This window comes from Campylobacter concisus, assembly GCF_902460545.1.
Taxonomy (GTDB): domain Bacteria; phylum Campylobacterota; class Campylobacteria; order Campylobacterales; family Campylobacteraceae; genus Campylobacter_A; species Campylobacter_A concisus_AE.
The window spans coordinates 186,426-202,030 of the sequence record NZ_CABPUE010000007.1; the positions used below are offsets into that span (position 1 = coordinate 186,426).

A 15,605-nucleotide genomic window follows, 5' to 3' on the forward strand; every position below is an offset into this window, starting at 1 on the left:
GGCTAAACTCTTGCGCTACTTGGGATATTTACTATCCTGTCGCTTAAAAATTTAGCATTTTTTAGCTCGTCTCTTTGGCACTCCTTAAACATATCAAGCTCATTCATGAGTTGCCAGATAGGACGGGTAAAAACGCCATTTTCATTACTAAATTTTAAAAACTCATCTCTTTTTTTGTGACTATCAAATAGCACCGCATTTAGCCAAAAATTTGACCTAGCGTCCGCTGGCTCATCTATAAATTTCACATCATCAAATTTAGAAAAATACTCTTTATAGATCATCGCTAGTTTGCGTTTGCTCTTTAAAAAAAGTTCCAAATTTTCAAGCTGCGCTACAAGTAGGGCCGCATTTAAATTTGGTAAGCGGTAGTTGTAGCCGATCTCGCTGTGACGATATTCAAAAGGATGTGGCACCTTGGCTGTTGTGGTGATAAATTTAGCGTGCTTTGCTATCTCCTCGTCGTTTGTGATGATAGCTCCACCACCTCCACTTGTGACGATCTTATTGCCATTAAAGCTCATCGCTGCAAGCTTACCAAAATTCCCCGTATGAGTGCCTTTGTAGTAGCTGCCAAGGCTCTCGGCGCTATCTTCTACCAAAACGATATTCCAACGCTTGCAAATTTCAGCTATCTCAACTATCTTGCAAGGCAGTCCAAAAGTGTGCATAGGCACGCAGGCACGCACTATCCTGCCGCTAGTTTTATTTACACATTTGCCGCCTTTTAGCTCGCAGTTTTTCTCCAAAAACGCACTAAGTGACGTTGGCGACATACCAAGTGTGTCAAGGTCAACATCCACAAAAACTGGCTTTGCAAAAAGGTAGCTAATGGCGTTGCAAGTGGCTATAAAGGTAACTGGCTGTGTGATCACTTCGTCGTTTTGTTCTACGCCGGCCAACTTTAGGCAGATATGAAGTGCAGAGGTGCCATTTGTCGTAGCAACTGCAAATTTTGCTCCTACCATTTGAGCTAGCTTGCTTTCAAACTCATCTACAAATTTACCGACACTTGAGACAAAGCTAGAGTCGATGCATTCAAGCAGATATTTTTTCTCGTTGCCTATAAATTTAGGCTCGTGAAGTGGGACTTTGTCCTTGCCAAAGGTGCTTTTTATAAAGTTCAAAACCTCGTCAAAATCACATTTTCTCATCGAGATATTTTCCTGTTTCTTTATGCATAAAATTCGGTATAAGTTCGAAAACTTCGCGCAAAATGTCCTCTTTGCTCCATGTCAAGCTTGATTTTAAATTTAAAATATTGTTTTTAAAAATTTCTAGCTTTTTGCTGTCAAAATTTGCATCATTTTTGACGATACCGATATTTTGAAGCCTTTGCATGTCAAGTCTCTCGCCGTCAACGAAAAACTCCTCGTAGTCCTTCTCTCCAGTCGTGTCGCTAGGCGTAAAAAGGCAAGGGTAAAAGCCATCTTTTGGAAGCTCTTTTGCAAGCTTTCTGGCCTCCTCCTCATTTTCACACAAAAATGGCTCGTATCCTAAATTAGCCAAGTAGCGCTTGGCTATATCGCTAAATGTTATAAGGTCTAAATTTTCATCTAGTTTTGGGAAAAATATATCTCTATTTTCACCAAAAATGGTACTTAAAAGACAAAGCTCGCCGCTCTCTTTTGGCGTTAGGAAGTAGCGCCTGACGTCGTTTGGGGCAACTATAGGCTGAAATTTTTCTATGCGCTTTTGAAATCCAAAAAGAAGTGAGCCGTCGCTAAATGCCACGTTTGCAAACCTAGCCATTGAGACGTCGATATTTAAAGAGTGCCTAAACGCAAACATCTCCATGATGCGCTTGCTAGCTCCCATTAAATTTACAGGGTTTGCTGCCTTGTCGGTGCTGACGCAGAAATATTTTTTTGACTTCATATCAAAAGCTTGAGCTAGCGTTTTGTCGGTATTAAAGATGTTTGTTTCAAGCATTCTCATGAGTGTAAACGGATCTTTTTCGCTTCTAACATGCTTTAGTGCTGATAAATTTAGCACGTAGTCAAATCCATCACTTCGTGCCAAAAGTGCATCAAATTCGGCACTTGCAACATCTATGGCAAAAGTTTTAAAGTCGCCGTTTATATATCCAAACTCACTTCTTATGTCACGCACTAGCTCAACAAGATTGTTTTCAGAGATATCAACGACGTAGAGTTTTTTTGGATCTCTTATGAATATCTCTTTTGTCACGGCGGAGCCTATCGAGCCAGCCCCACCAATAACTAGAAAGCTCGAACTTGAAACTATCTCTTTTAAATTTTTACCAAGCGCATTTATATCATCTTCAAAGAGATTCTTGGTGCGTCCTATTAAGCTTAATATATCCATGCTTTAGTCTTTTTTTGGAAAGATGCCACGTTTTTTAAGCTCTTTTATAAGAGGTTTTGAGGCTTCTTTTGTTGTTTCTATATCTGCATTTATGCCGCCAGCCGCTGAAAATAACCAGTATTTATGAAATTCTATCCACTCAACTAGTTTATTAGTTTTTTCTTCGTCTGTATCGCTCGGAGCTACTGATACTTTGGCAAGCTCTAATTCTTGGTGATAAGTTGAGATAACAAAGATATTTTCTATATATCTCATATATTTTTTATGAGAGATACGGCTTTTAAGCTTATCTATCTTATTCGATATTCCTACAAGCTCTTTAAAATGTTTTGTGTTTATTTCGCCCTTGTCTCTTAAAAGCATAAAATTATCAATTTTTGGTGTTAGTTCTAAAAATACTTTTTCTATTTTTTCTTTAGCTTGTGTTTGAACTCTTATTTTGTTTTGTATTATTTCATAGGCTTTTAGTAAATTTTTGTTAGCTACTTTATTGCTATCTTTTTTGATATTTGGTAATTTTTTAACTTTTTTACCTTTGCAAAGCTCATTAATAACTTCTAAAAAAGGTTTCTCTATGGCACCATTTATTCTAGCTCCACCTTCAGTGCAGTTATATGATTTTATATCTTCTAATTTAGCTTGCTCGATATCATTTTCAAATTGATTTTTAAATAGCATCCATACATAAGTTGTTCTTACTTCTCCTTCGCCACCATAGGCAATAGTATATAAATTTTCGTCAGGCTGAGCAATAGTGTGACCTTTGGCATGACTTGCACCATCTTTACCAAAAGCAAGATCTTGACCTATAAAAATAATATTTTTATGCCCTAAGACATACGCTAGCTGGTAAGCCATATTTGCACAACTATGTCCGACACCAAGATATCCATATTTGTTTAGCCTAAACATTTTTTCTTCTTGTTGAGGTCTCATCGTAAGCACTAAACGTCTAGGTAATATATTTTTTACAGTTTGGCTGTGTGTGACTGAAGCTACAATAAAATTTATATCATCATCAAATCCAGGGTGCTTTTTTTCAAAAAATGTAGAAGTAGGTATCATTCGTTCAATTGATGTTACATAATCTGGCTTTATGCCATTTCTTGCGAGTATTGGATAGGATGCATCGACACTTATAATGCTTACATAAGGTGCAAATTTCTTAAGTGTTTCTAGCTGTTTATCTAGGCTTGGCCCTGTTGAAACAATGATCGCTGTATCCATAAGACCATGTCTTTTTTTAACTAAATTTGTATAGCAGTAATTAGTAAGCATATGAGGTAGATTCTCGATATGCTGTTTTGTGCCTATTAGAAGATCATCTATGCTATTTCCATGGGAAACGACATTTTGAGAAAAGGCTCTTGTTATATCTTTATTTATTTTGATATAGTCATCTGCAAAATTATCATAATAGTTAGAGTGGATTATTAAGCTATAAGTTTTAGCATATATATCTAAATCACTATGCGATACGAGATAGTAAAACTGTACATATGTAGCAAATTCTGAATAAAAAAGAACAATTTGTTCATCTTTAAGCTCATCTGATATATCAATAATATTTAAAACAAGATGTATGATCTCAAGTTCTGGTTCTATGATAATAATTTTTTTATGAGTCTTATTTTTTGCTAAAGCTTTATAAAATATACCAGTTCCTAAGCCATAAAAGAAAAGTCCTGGATATCTTTTATATTTTTTTTCTATATCATCAAGCATTTTGCTAATTTCTTCAACCGGATCTTTATATATTGTTTCATTAGATTCTTTATTAATGATGTTTATGTGTATTGGATCACTTTTATCTAGAACGATTTCGTATTTAGTTTGTATATTCATACCAAAAAGTCTAGCAGCCAAGACCTCATCTTGTTGAAATAGTGCTTGAAGGTTTTTTTCAAAAATAGGGTTTGTTATCCCACTTAAATTTCTTTCTATTGTCTTTTTTTTATCCGACATGAATATCCTTAAAAAATATGCTAAGTATAGTATTAAAACACTGAAAATTTAAGCAAAAGTTATGCCAAAATTTTAAAATTTATTACAAAAGTTTTTATCTTTCTAGTTTCTATTTCGTCAAATTTTAATTAATGTTTAGAGGAAATTATAAAAGCAGTGTTTAAAATTAGCCTTTGCAAAGTCGCAAAGGCATAAAAATTACTTCAAAATTCTTGGTAGCGTGATGCCTTCTTGAGCTTGGTATTTGCCGTTTTTATCAGCATACGTCACTTCGCAAGGCTCGTCACCCTCGATAAATAGCACCTGCGCGATGCCTTCATTAGCATAAATTTTAGCCGGTAGCGGCGTAGTATTTGATATCTCGATCGTGATGTGCCCCTTAAATCCCGGCTCAAAAGGCGTGACGTTTACGATGATACCGCAGCGAGCGTAGGTGCTTTTGCCTAGGCAGATGGCTAGCACGTTATCTGGCATGTTAAAATACTCGATCGTGCGCGCTAGAGCGAATGAATTTGGTGGCACTATGCAGACATCGCCCTTAAAATCTACTACGTTTTTCTCATCAAAATTCTTTGGATCAACGACGGTTCCACCGATGTTTGTGAAAATTTTAAACTCATCACCAACGCGGATATCGTAGCCGTAGCTAGAAACGCCGTAACTAACGACGCCACGACCCACTTGCTCCTCAGCAAATGGCACTATCATATTTTTCTCAACCGACATTTTTCTTATCCAAGAGTCTGACTTTAAACCCATTTTTGCTCCTTTTTTGGGCGATTATAACGCTTTGCGTCTTTAAAGTAAATTTAATAAAGCGAATAAGTTAGATGAAAATTAGTATAATTTTAACAGCAAAAATTAATAAAGGACAAAAATGCAAGAGAAAAATGCAGAAATTTTTACTGGTGAGCGTGCGATGTTTGGGGCAAAAAGTGTAAATTTTACAAACTGTATCTTTGAAGATGGCGAGTCACCACTAAAGCATAGTTCAAATTTAAAGCTAAATGAGTGCGTTTTTGCTTACAAATACCCACTTTGGTACGCAAATGGTATCACGTTAAATGGCGGATACTTGGAACCTCTAGCAAGGGCTGGCATGTGGTACAGTACAAATTTAAGCTTCAAGGACGCGCTCATCAACGCTCCAAAAAGCTTTAGAAAAAGTTCGCAAATTTTGCTAGAAAATATAAATTTTTCAGATGCTAGTGAAACACTTTGGGGATGTACGGGCGTTATGATAAAAAATGTCTTTGCCAGGGGCGATTACTTTGGGGCAAATAGCGAAAATTTAGAGATCGATGGGCTAAATTTAGACGGAAACTACTGCTTTGATGGTTGTAAAAATGTCCATATCACAAACTCAAAGCTCATCTCAAAAGATGCATTTTGGAACTGCGAAAACGTGACCGCACAAAACTGTCTAATCTCAGGCGAATATCTGGCTTGGAACTCAAAAAATGTAACGCTCATAAACTGCACGATAAAGAGCTTGCAAGCCCTTTGCTACGTGGAAAATTTGGTCGTAAAAGATTGCATTTTTATGGATACAAGTCTTGCGTTTGAGTACTCAAGTGTCGATGTAAGCACAAGCGGAGCGATAAAAAGTATAAAAAATCCAAAAAGTGGCGCAATAAGAGCAGCAAAGATAGATGAGATCATCATCGATGAAAATTTAGTTGATACTAAAGGCATTAAGATAATTATTACTGAAAAATAACTTAGCAAAAAAGAGTAGCTTTGAGTTCTCGTTTTTGCTTCATAAAAAAATTTTTTATCTAATTTTCGCTACAATTAGACGCTTATATAAAAATTTAGGAGAATTTTCTATGAAAAAAGAAGATATAAAAGAGCTTATCGAATTTTTTAATGATATGGAGATGAATCATATCAAAATAAAAAGTGGTGATTTTGAGGTAGAGCTTGAAAAATTTTCAGATTATTGTGCGCCTGCTAAACCAGCAGCACAAGCACCAGCTCCAGCACCTGTAAATGTAGTCGTTAATTCAGAGGTAAAACCAGCTGCAAACTCGCCAAAAGATAGCATAAAATCTCCTATGGTAGGTACTTTCTATGCTGCTCCAAGCCCAGGCGCTGCTCCATTTGTAAAAGTAGGTCAAAGAGTAAGAAAAGGCGATGTAGTAGGTATCATCGAGGCTATGAAGATAATGAACGAGATCGAGGTCGAGTTTGACTGCCAGATCACTGAGATGCTAGTCTCTGACGGACAGCCAGTTGAGTTTGGATTGCCGTTATTTGGCGTGGAGAAAAATTAATGGAATTAAAAAGAATTTTAATCGCAAACCGAGGCGAAATCGCTCTTCGTGCTTTGCGAACGATAAAGGAGATGGGTAAAGAAGCCGTTGTAGTCTATTCAACCGCTGATAAAGACGCACTTTACGTAAAATATGCCGACGTAGCCATTTGCATCGGTAAAGAACGCTCAAGCGACAGCTATCTAAACATCCCAGCTATCATAAGTGCGGCTGAGATCAGCGAAGCAGACGCTATTTTCCCTGGATATGGCTTTTTAAGCGAAAATCAAAATTTTGTTGAAATTTGCTCACATCACAAGATCAAATTTATAGGACCAAGTGTCGCTGCAATGGCTTTGATGAGCGATAAAAGTAAGGCAAAGCAAGTCATGCAAAGAGCTGGCGTACCAGTCATTCCCGGCTCAGACGGTGCTGTGGCTGACACAAAGGCTGCAAAAGAGCTAGCTAAAAAGATAGGCTATCCAGTCATATTAAAGGCTGCTGCAGGTGGTGGCGGACGTGGTATGCGCGTGGTTGAACGTGAAGAGGATTTAGAAAAGGCGTTTTGGTCTGCTGAGAGCGAAGCTATGAGTGCATTTGGTGATGGCACAATGTATATGGAAAAATATATCCTAAACCCACGCCACATCGAAGTTCAAGTAATTGGCGATAGCCATGGCAATGTGCTTCATATCGGCGAGCGTGACTGCTCTATGCAGCGTCGCCACCAAAAACTAATCGAAGAGAGTCCAGCTATTCTGCTTGATGAAAAGACAAGAGAGAGACTTCACGAAACTGCCATAAAGGCGGCAAAAGCGATCGGCTACGAGGGAGCTGGTACGTTTGAGTTTTTGGTTGATAAAAATTTAGACTTTTACTTCATTGAGATGAATACAAGACTTCAAGTTGAGCACACAGTGAGCGAAATGGTAAGCGGGCTTGATATCATCGAGCTTATGATAAAAGTGGCTGAAGGCGAGGCACTACCATCACAAGAAAGCATCGAGCTAAAAGGTCATGCGATCGAGTGTAGGATAACAGCTGAAGATCCAAATACATTTACGCCGTGTCCTGGCAAGATCACAAAATATGTCTGCCCAGGTGGCCGCAATGTAAGAATGGATAGCCATATCTATCAAGATTATTCTATACCGCCATATTACGATAGTATGATCGGCAAACTCGTGGTTTGGGATACCGATAGAAATAGAGCGATCCATAAGATGAAAGTAGCTCTTGATCAGCTCATAATAAATGGCATCAAAACAACAAAAGATTTTCACATCGCTATGATGGAAAACAAAGACTTTTTAAGTAATAACTACGATACAAATTATCTTTCAAGACACTAAAATTTTTAAGTCAGGATTTGCAAAAAGCAGATCTTGGCTTAAAAATTAAAATTTTTTAAGTTTATCTTAGGGGAAGCATGGTAAACAAAATCAAAGATCAAAATACAAAATTTTTCTCAAATGCCGACCTTGCAAAGCTATTTTTCCCTATTGCGGTTGAGCAGTTTTTAGAGTATAGCTTAGGGCTTGCAAACTCGCTAATGGCAGCAAGTGTTAGTGAAAGCGCTGTAAGTGCGATTAGTCTTGTGGAATTTGTCATGGCGCTATTTATTAGCATTTTTACAGCTATCGCTACTGGCGGCTCAGTGGTTGCTAGCCAGTATCTAGGCAATAAACAAAGTGGCAACGCCAAAATCACAGCAAATCAGCTCGTCTGGTTTAGTTTTTTCTTTGCCCTTTTTATCGCAGCGGTCATCATAGTTTTAAAAGATATCATCTTGGATTATGTATTTGGCGATATTGGAGAGCAAGTGAGGCATGATGCTAGCCACTATCTTGTTTTCTCGGCCATTTCCGCGCCATTTTTGGCTGTCTATGCAGCAGCTGCGGCGATCTTTCGCACAATGTCAAATGCCAAGCTTCCTATGTATATTATGGCGGCTGCAAATTTATTAAACGTACTTTTAACAGCCATTAGTATTTATACATTTCATACTGGTATTTTAGGTATTGCTATTAGCACGCTTATAGCCAAGGTGCTCGCTTGCTTCGTCATAGTCTATCTACTCCTTGATATAAGGCTAAAACTTCACATAAGAAAGAGCTTTGTCTATAAATTTGACTACGAGATCATCAAGAAAATTTTAAATATCGGTGTACCTTATGGCTTTGAAAATTCGATGTTTTATGTGGGTCGCATCATCGTTTTGAGTCTTGTTTCACTCTTTGGCACAGCAAGTATCGCTGCAAATGCCGTGGGCGGGACGATCGTAATGTTTCAAGTGCTCCCTGGCATGGCGATAGGAACAGGGCTTAGTGTGGTTATCTCAAGGTGTGTTGGCGCGAATGACTTTGCTCAGGCTAAATTTTACGTAAAAAAGTCGATGATAAGCATCTATATCGTCCAGCTTTTTGGCACAGCAGTAATTTTGCTTTTACTTGAGCCACTGCTTCTTGTTTATAATCTCTCAAGCGAAGCCATAAATTTAACAAGGCAGATCGTCTGGTATCACGGTATCGCTATGTGCCTTATTTGGCCACTTGCCTATACGTATCCGACTATTTTTCGTGCTGCAGGGGACGCTAAATATCCGATGATTGTAAATTTAGTTTGTATGTTTGCTTGTAGAGTCATCTTGGCCTATGTCTTTGCGCTCACATTTGATCTTGGCATGATAGGTACTTGGTTTGCAATGTTTGCTGACTGGGCTGTAAAGGCGGTGCTTTTTACGATTAGATATCTAAAAGGTACGTGGATGAAATTTAAAGCTATTTAAAAAGAAATTTAGTAATATACAAGCGATTTTGTCGCAAAGGATAAAAAATGAAAAATGTATTTAAAATTGGTGCAGTTTTGCTTACAGCAGCTCTTTTTGCTGGATGTGCAAGTGAGAGCTCAAGGGTTGTTGAAACTCCAAAAGTAGCAAGCTACGGCACAGTTTACAATGGCCAAAAAATTTCAGTTTCGATAGGTCGATTTAATAATCAATCAGCTTACCAAAATGGTGTATTTGCTGATGGCGAGGATAGGCTTGGTAACCAAGCTCAAAGTATTTTGATCACAAATTTACAGCAAAGTGGTAGATTTTTGGTGCTTGATAGATCAAATATGAAAGTGATCAAACAAGAGAGCGAGCTAAGTAAAACCGCTCAAAATCTAAAAGGCGCAAGATACGTGATAACCGGTGATGTAACCGAGTTTGGACGAAAAACTACGGGTGATCATCAGCTATTTGGCATACTTGGCAAAGGCAAGCAACAAACTGCCTATTCAAAGGTAAATTTAAATATCGTTGATACCAAAACAGCCGAGGTTGTCTATTCGGTTAGCGGTGCTGGCGAATACACCCTTTCAAACAGAGAGATCATCGGTTTTGGCGGCACAGCAGGATATGACTCTACGCTAAATGGCAAGGTTTTAAGCCTAGCTATTATTGAAGCGGTAAATAATCTAGTAAATGGCATAGAAAGTGGAGCATGGCAAGTAAAATAAAGCTTGCCGGCCTCGTGCTTTTTGTGCTATTTTTAGCGGGTTGCGGTCATTCAAACGGCCCAAGATCACTTTATTATTGGGACGGATCATATAGTAGCTCGCTATATAGCTACCTAAATGAAGAGGGCGATACAAACGAGCAAATTTCACGCTTAGAAAATTTGGTGCAGATATCAATACAAAAGGGCTACAAGATCGCTCCTGGCGTATACGCACACCTTGGACTTTTGTATCTAAATAATGGAAATTTAGGTGCTGCAAATGCAAATTTTGACAAAGAGGTGCAAAATTTCCCAGAGTCAAGGGAGTATATAAATTTCATCAAAGGCTCTAAAAATTTAACTCCAAAAAAAGTAGAGCAAAAAGAGTGGGCAAATAATGAAAAATAGCCTGAAATTTATAGCCGCTATATTTTTGGTAGTATTTTTTACGGGCTGCTCTATAAAAGAGCCTGAGCCATACGACTACTCAGAATTTTTACAAAAAAAACCTCACTCTATCTTAGTGCTTATGCCAACAAACGATAGCACAGAAATTTCAGGTCCAGCAGCAGTTTTGGCAAATGCAGTCGCACCACTAAGTGAAGCAGGGTACTACGTATTTCCAGTAGCTCTTGTAAATGATACCTTTAAGCTAAATGGCATAACCGAGCCAAGCGAGATCGCAGCCGTGCCACTAAATAAGCTTGATAAAATTTTCCATGCCGATAGTGTGCTTTACATAAATATAAAAGATTATGGTACGAGCTATGCAGTCATCTCAAGCTCAACAAAGGTTGTCCTTGAAGCAAAGCTTATCGATATAAAAAGCGGCGCTACTCTTTGGCAAGGCAGTGCTATGGCAGCAGAAGATAGCAGCAGCGGCCAAAGTAGCCTACTTGGCATGTTAGTCTCAGCTGTCATCTCACAGGTGGCAAATACCATCTCAGACAGATCCTACGACCTAGCAGTAAGAGCTGATGCTTATTTATTTTCAAGAAATTGTCGCAACTGTATACTTTATGGACCATATTCGCCATATTATGGCAAAGATGCACAGCTTCATAAAGACAGATAAATTTAATGAATACTCATCGTCTTGGGATACTCCTTACTTTAGTTGGCGGTATCCTTTGGGGATTTAGTGGGGTTTGTGGGCAATATCTATTTTCACTTGGTCTAAATTCTGATTTTTTGGTGCCATATAGACTGATGCTAGCTGGCATTGTTATTGTAATTTTTTATGCTTTTAAAGAACCAAGTGCCGTTTTTGCTCCGATTAAAGATATAAAGCTACTTGGTGAGTTTTTAGTCTATGCCCTGCTTGGGCTTATGATGACGCAGTATGCCTACTTTTACTCCATTGAGCTTTCAAATGCCGCAGTAGCGACTGTTATTCAATACACTGCTCCTGCTTTAATTTTAATGGTCATTTGCATAAAAGAAAAACGCGTCCTAAGAAAACTTGAAATTTTAGCTCTATTTTTAGCTGTGCTTGGCGTATTTTTCCTGAGCACACATGCTCAAATTTCATCTCTTGCCATCTCGTCAAAAGCGCTATTTTGGTGCTTAGTTAGTGCCGTTTGTGTTTGTATTTATAATCTTGCTCCAGCAAGGCTGAATGCTAAATATTCAGTCACTCTCACGCTTGCCTGGGGCATGGTTATGGGCGGAGTAGTGCTTGCTTGCTATATGAGAGTTTGGGATTTTGCTGGGCTTAATGGGATAAATCAATGGCTGGCATTTATTGCTGTTATTACGCTTGGCACAATTTTTGCATTTAGCTTTTATATGATAGGTGTTAAGCTAATAGGTGCAGCAAAAGCTAGTTTAATAGCTTGCATGGAGCCACTAAGCGCAGCATTTTTTGGCTACTTTTGGCTTGGGACAAAATTTGTATTTTGGGACTTTTTGGGATTTGCCCTAATAATCTCTTGTATATTTTTACTATCAAAAAGAGAAAAATTATGATATTTCTAGCACAAACCGATACGACAGCTGGCTTTTTGAGTAAAGATTATAAAGAGATAAATAGAGCCAAAATGCGTGATGAGAATAAACCTTGCCTTGTCACGACGGCGAAATTTAGTGTTTTAAATGAGCTTGTTAGAGTGCCAAAAAAGTATAAAAATTTTATACGCCGTTCAAGAAAAGCCACATTTTTGTATCCAAATTTAAAGGCTATTAGAGTCGTAAAAGAGTGCGAGCACGAAAAATTTTTAGCTAAATTTGACTGGCTTTATTCAAGTAGTGCGAACAAAAATGGGCAAAATTTTAATGAAGCTTGGGCTATGAGCGTGGCTGATGAAATAGTAGATGATCATTTTTTCGAAGATACTCCATCAAAAATTTATAAAATTTCTCGAAAAAAAATAAAACGTTTAAGATAACTAGTGAATTTATACGGTCACTACCTTTTTAAACTCATCTAAATTTTTTAGTGCTTCATCTATGCCAATCAGCCAAAATTCGCACTTTGTCGTATCTTTTTTAAAGTGTTTTTTCACTAGCTCTTCTACGCTTTTCGTGCCACACTCTATTAAGAATTGTTTATAAATTTTGCAAAAATTTGCTTCATCTTTTTTAAACTCACTTAGAAAAAATTGTGATAGCAGATAGCCAACGCTATAAGGATAGTTGTAGATGTAGTTATCTGTTTTATAAAAATGTGGCTTAAAATATGGCAAAAATTCTTCAATATCGCTTGTGCTATCTTTATAAAATTTATCCCAAGCTTGTTTTAAAAGATCATTTGCATCTTTTTTACTGACTTGACCTTTTTGTCGCAGCTTTATAAAACCAGTCTCAAACTCGTATCTAACGCTTATATGAAGTAAAAAATTTGCAGCACTTTTTAGCTCCTGCCATAAAATTTCTACCCTAAGTGAGTCATCTTTTTTTAGCTCATTTCGTAAAAGAGTCTCATTAAATGTACTCGCGCTCTCGGCTAAGCTCATTGGGAAATTTGCGCTTAAAACCGGAAGATCACGCATCAAGTAGTAGTGCCAAGCATGCCCGAGCTCATGAGCTTGCTGGATTAAGTGTGAAAGAGTATTCATGTAGGTGGTAAAAATTCTTGGTTGCTTAAATTTTGGCAAACTTACAAAAAATGCTCCGCCAGCTTTATTTTCTCGTACATCGCTTTCTATCCAGTGTTTGTCTATCATAAGCTTTATAAAACTATCTTCGCCCAGTGGCTTTAATGCTTTTTTGATGATTTTAATAGCCTCGTTATGAGAAATTTCATGATGCTTGCTAAGTGGATAAGGTGCCAAAAGATCGCAACTTCTCATGCTTTTGCCACCTAAAAAACTAGCTCTTACTCTTACGCATTCTCTTATTTTTTCAACTCTTTTGCTAATGGCTTCTTGCATGGCGTTTAAAGTGTCAAGGCTCATTTTATTTTCTTCAAGGCTTGGAGTTAAAAAATCAACTTTTGCTGCCTTAAATTTAGCCAGTCTAAATCCATGAAGCATATTTAAGATATCAAGATAAAGATCGGCAAATTTATCATAGTGAGAACTCAGGCCATCAAACACATTTTTGCGTAAAATTTCATCATCTGATCCTTTTAATATACCCATACATTTTGCAAGATTATAGCTTTGTGTATTTGCATTTTTATTGGTAGCAGAGATATTTATTAAATTATTTAGATGTCTAAAATTTGCAAAAAGTGGGAAAAAATTTGTGAGCGCTAAATTTGCAAAAAAATCTCTTTCGCTCTTTTTTCGTATTTTGCTCTTACTATTTTTATGCTCTAAATATAGAAATTTTATATGTTTAAATTGAGCGCTTTGAAAAATTTTATCATCACTTTTTAGGCTATCAAATTTATCAAAAAGTATCTCCTTTGCCGTATCAAGTTTAGCTTTTTGCTCTTTTATTTTTAGCTCAAATTTACTAGCTAGCTCATCTTTTGTATTATCGCTACTTTTGCAACGACAAAATGCGAGTAGGCTAGCTGCTTCTTTGTATGCTTCTTCGTATGAGATGATAGCCTTGGTAAGCTCTTTATTGTTTAAAAATTTAACCAAATTTTCATTTTGTGCTTTTAGATTTTCAAACGATGAGGTAAAAATTTCGCTATCAAAATCTACATAAGAATCATCAAAGCTCCATCTCATATTTTCTCCTTAAAATGATAGTAAAAATACAAATATATGGTGGCTTATAAGACCTAAAATAGCTGGCACGCTACATCTTTTAATTAGCGAAAGCGGGCTAATGTGAAGCATACCTGAAATGGCTACCACTACGCCAGAGACAGGTGAAAGTGGTCTAGCTATTGTGGAGGCTTGATGCATAGGAAGTACGAGCATAACAGAGTTGATGTTTAGGCTCTTAGCTATATTTGGCACCATGTTTAAAAGCGGATAAAAGCTTGCACCATTTGAGCCAGCTATGATTGTAACAATGGTTGTTATAAATACAAAAAGTATAGACATGCCAAGCCCTCCAAAACCTATGCTTTTTGCCAAATTTACAATAGCATCAAGCATACCAAGAGCTTTAAAACCTTCAGCAAATATACCAGCTGCCACAACTAGCATAACAACACCGCTCAAGCTTTTTGCCATGGCATTAAAAAATACTTTTAGCCCTTCGCCAAGCTTTTCAAAGCTAAATTTATGCCTAAATGCTTCAAAAACCATAGCAATTATCATAGAAAGGATTATGACGCTTGATATGTTTAGTTTTATAGTTTTTAAGCAATATGGCGAAAAAACTACTACTAAAATCATCGGTAAAAATGGTAAAAGAGCATAGATCATAGGTGCTTGCTCTTTTGGAACATCTACCTTATCGTCAAAACTAATGCTCTCTCCTACATGCTCGCTACAAACCCAACCTTCTTTTTTGTCTAAGTATCTATTCCAAAGAACTAATGCAATGCCGATCACTAGCGCAGTTGGAAGAGCCGCTGGAATTTTATAGATAAAAACATAATCAAGTACCTCAAGTTCAGTTGCTTTTGCAGCAGCAGCTGTCGATGAGCCAAGAAGTACCATTGAGCTAGCTCCACTCATCGCACAAATACTACCAACGCTTAGTTTATTTAGTCCTAGTGATATAAGAACTGGTCCAAGAAGTGCAAGACAAAGCACGCCAAGTCCAACTGCGCTGGTTATTACCATGCTTATAAGTTTTGCTACGCAAAAAGCTATGAATATCATAAAATATGGGCTTTTTATGGCTTTAAACCTTTTTGTGGCGATGCCTACAAAGGCTTGATTTGCTCCGATATGAGTCATATAACTTGCAAAACCGACCATTAACATGATTAAAAGTCCAAGTTGCGAAAAATTATTTGAGAGCATATAGCGGATAAACTCAACTACATCTAGCAAGGAATTTCCAGTGCTCTTTACCTTTTCTGGTAAAAATTTTCCCGTATCAAGAATGACCGAAGAGACAAGCATGATAACGCCAGAGAGCAAGAGAACAAAAGTGGCGTATTTGCCTTTTAAAATCGCCCAGCCTACAACAAAAAGCGTAAGTAAGGCTATGATTAGACCAAGAGTATGCATTTTTGCTCCTTATTAAGATATTTAAAAACCAGAATACAAAAATC

General features: G+C 37.3%; 15 protein-coding genes. 9 read left to right on the forward strand and 6 right to left on the reverse strand.

Translation table 11 applies throughout. The features are described from left to right. Positions 1-2 precede the first annotated feature (2 nt). The 4 genes from FZ949_RS06190 to dcd form a co-directional block, all read right to left on the reverse strand. On the reverse strand, positions 3-1,154 hold the full coding sequence (locus FZ949_RS06190) for a LegC family aminotransferase (protein ID WP_107709643.1): 1,152 nt from the start codon (positions 1,152-1,154) through the stop codon (positions 3-5). Continuing rightward, positions 1,141-2,328, reverse strand: a complete 1,188-nt coding sequence (locus tag FZ949_RS06195; RefSeq protein ID WP_103579460.1) for a UDP-N-acetylglucosamine 4,6-dehydratase — start codon at positions 2,326-2,328, stop codon at positions 1,141-1,143. Before FZ949_RS06195 ends, FZ949_RS06190 begins: the two co-directional genes overlap by 14 nt. Before the next feature lie 3 nt (positions 2,329-2,331). Then, the gene (locus FZ949_RS06200; protein ID WP_103579461.1) at positions 2,332-4,293 is read right to left on the reverse strand and encodes a motility associated factor glycosyltransferase family protein; all 1,962 of its coding nucleotides are present in this window, start codon (positions 4,291-4,293) and stop codon (positions 2,332-2,334) included. Positions 4,294-4,491: 198 nt separating this feature from the next. After that, positions 4,492-5,052, reverse strand: a complete 561-nt coding sequence (gene dcd / locus FZ949_RS06205) for a dCTP deaminase (protein ID WP_021091674.1) — start codon at positions 5,050-5,052, stop codon at positions 4,492-4,494. Between the two features lie 118 nt (positions 5,053-5,170). Between dcd and FZ949_RS06210 the strand changes: the two genes are divergently transcribed. The 9 genes from FZ949_RS06210 (at position 5,171) to FZ949_RS06250 (ending at position 12,420) form a co-directional block, all read left to right on the forward strand. Next, positions 5,171-6,013: a DUF3737 family protein gene (locus FZ949_RS06210; protein ID WP_103579462.1), complete on the forward strand. Its 843-nt coding sequence runs from the start codon at positions 5,171-5,173 to the stop codon at positions 6,011-6,013. Positions 6,014-6,122: 109 nt separating this feature from the next. Further along, positions 6,123-6,569 (forward strand): acetyl-CoA carboxylase biotin carboxyl carrier protein, encoded by a 447-nt coding sequence (gene accB / locus FZ949_RS06215; protein ID WP_103579463.1) that lies wholly within the window; start codon positions 6,123-6,125, stop codon positions 6,567-6,569. Beyond that, a complete protein-coding gene (locus FZ949_RS06220) occupies positions 6,569-7,900 on the forward strand; it encodes an acetyl-CoA carboxylase biotin carboxylase subunit (protein ID WP_054197187.1) in 1,332 nt (443 codons plus the stop codon). Before accB ends, FZ949_RS06220 begins: the two co-directional genes overlap by 1 nt. Positions 7,901-7,977: 77 nt before the next feature. Next, on the forward strand, positions 7,978-9,336 hold the full coding sequence (locus FZ949_RS06225) for an MATE family efflux transporter (RefSeq protein WP_103579464.1): 1,359 nt from the start codon (positions 7,978-7,980) through the stop codon (positions 9,334-9,336). 47 nt (positions 9,337-9,383) lie between these two features. Beyond that, positions 9,384-10,052 (forward strand): CsgG/HfaB family protein, encoded by a 669-nt coding sequence (locus FZ949_RS06230; RefSeq protein ID WP_103579465.1) that lies wholly within the window; start codon positions 9,384-9,386, stop codon positions 10,050-10,052. Next, positions 10,037-10,441 carry a DUF4810 domain-containing protein gene (locus FZ949_RS06235; RefSeq protein ID WP_103579466.1) on the forward strand — a complete coding sequence of 135 codons (405 nt, stop codon included), beginning with the start codon at positions 10,037-10,039 and terminating at the stop codon, positions 10,439-10,441. The genes FZ949_RS06230 and FZ949_RS06235 overlap by 16 nt, the downstream gene beginning before the upstream one ends. Beyond that, a complete protein-coding gene (locus FZ949_RS06240; protein WP_148790239.1) occupies positions 10,431-11,108 on the forward strand; it encodes a DUF799 domain-containing protein in 678 nt (225 codons plus the stop codon). The genes FZ949_RS06235 and FZ949_RS06240 overlap by 11 nt, the downstream gene beginning before the upstream one ends. Positions 11,109-11,113: 5 nt before the next feature. Further along, positions 11,114-12,001: a DMT family transporter gene (locus FZ949_RS06245; RefSeq protein ID WP_148790240.1), complete on the forward strand. Its 888-nt coding sequence runs from the start codon at positions 11,114-11,116 to the stop codon at positions 11,999-12,001. Beyond that, positions 11,998-12,420, forward strand: a complete 423-nt coding sequence (locus FZ949_RS06250; RefSeq protein ID WP_103579469.1) for a Sua5 YciO YrdC YwlC family protein — start codon at positions 11,998-12,000, stop codon at positions 12,418-12,420. Before FZ949_RS06245 ends, FZ949_RS06250 begins: the two co-directional genes overlap by 4 nt. 9 nt (positions 12,421-12,429) lie before the next feature. Here FZ949_RS06250 and FZ949_RS06255 read toward each other — a convergent pair whose 3' ends face one another. Both FZ949_RS06255 and dcuC read right to left on the reverse strand, forming a co-directional pair. Beyond that, positions 12,430-14,157 (reverse strand): gluzincin family metallopeptidase, encoded by a 1,728-nt coding sequence (locus FZ949_RS06255; protein ID WP_148790241.1) that lies wholly within the window; start codon positions 14,155-14,157, stop codon positions 12,430-12,432. 9 nt (positions 14,158-14,166) lie between these two features. Beyond that, positions 14,167-15,561: a C4-dicarboxylate transporter DcuC gene (gene dcuC / locus FZ949_RS06260; protein WP_103579471.1), complete on the reverse strand. Its 1,395-nt coding sequence runs from the start codon at positions 15,559-15,561 to the stop codon at positions 14,167-14,169. Positions 15,562-15,605: the final 44 nt, after the last annotated feature.

Excerpts from the sequence above, each read along its gene's own strand:
- FZ949_RS06190 (WP_107709643.1), bottom strand. The coding sequence starts at position 1,154 with ATGAGAAAATGTGATTTTGACGAGGTTTTGAACTTTATAAAAAGCACC.
- FZ949_RS06195 (WP_103579460.1), bottom strand. The coding sequence starts at position 2,328 with ATGGATATATTAAGCTTAATAGGACGCACCAAGAATCTCTTTGAAGAT.
- FZ949_RS06200 (WP_103579461.1), bottom strand. The coding sequence starts at position 4,293 with ATGTCGGATAAAAAAAAGACAATAGAAAGAAATTTAAGTGGGATAACA.
- dcd (WP_021091674.1), bottom strand. The coding sequence starts at position 5,052 with ATGGGTTTAAAGTCAGACTCTTGGATAAGAAAAATGTCGGTTGAGAAA.
- FZ949_RS06210 (WP_103579462.1), top strand. The coding sequence starts at position 5,171 with ATGCAAGAGAAAAATGCAGAAATTTTTACTGGTGAGCGTGCGATGTTT.
- accB (WP_103579463.1), top strand. The coding sequence starts at position 6,123 with ATGAAAAAAGAAGATATAAAAGAGCTTATCGAATTTTTTAATGATATG.
- FZ949_RS06220 (WP_054197187.1), top strand. The coding sequence starts at position 6,569 with ATGGAATTAAAAAGAATTTTAATCGCAAACCGAGGCGAAATCGCTCTT.
- FZ949_RS06225 (WP_103579464.1), top strand. The coding sequence starts at position 7,978 with ATGGTAAACAAAATCAAAGATCAAAATACAAAATTTTTCTCAAATGCC.
- FZ949_RS06230 (WP_103579465.1), top strand. The coding sequence starts at position 9,384 with ATGAAAAATGTATTTAAAATTGGTGCAGTTTTGCTTACAGCAGCTCTT.
- FZ949_RS06235 (WP_103579466.1), top strand. The coding sequence starts at position 10,037 with ATGGCAAGTAAAATAAAGCTTGCCGGCCTCGTGCTTTTTGTGCTATTT.
- FZ949_RS06240 (WP_148790239.1), top strand. The coding sequence starts at position 10,431 with ATGAAAAATAGCCTGAAATTTATAGCCGCTATATTTTTGGTAGTATTT.
- FZ949_RS06245 (WP_148790240.1), top strand. The coding sequence starts at position 11,114 with ATGAATACTCATCGTCTTGGGATACTCCTTACTTTAGTTGGCGGTATC.
- FZ949_RS06250 (WP_103579469.1), top strand. The coding sequence starts at position 11,998 with ATGATATTTCTAGCACAAACCGATACGACAGCTGGCTTTTTGAGTAAA.
- FZ949_RS06255 (WP_148790241.1), bottom strand. The coding sequence starts at position 14,157 with ATGAGATGGAGCTTTGATGATTCTTATGTAGATTTTGATAGCGAAATT.
- dcuC (WP_103579471.1), bottom strand. The coding sequence starts at position 15,561 with ATGCATACTCTTGGTCTAATCATAGCCTTACTTACGCTTTTTGTTGTA.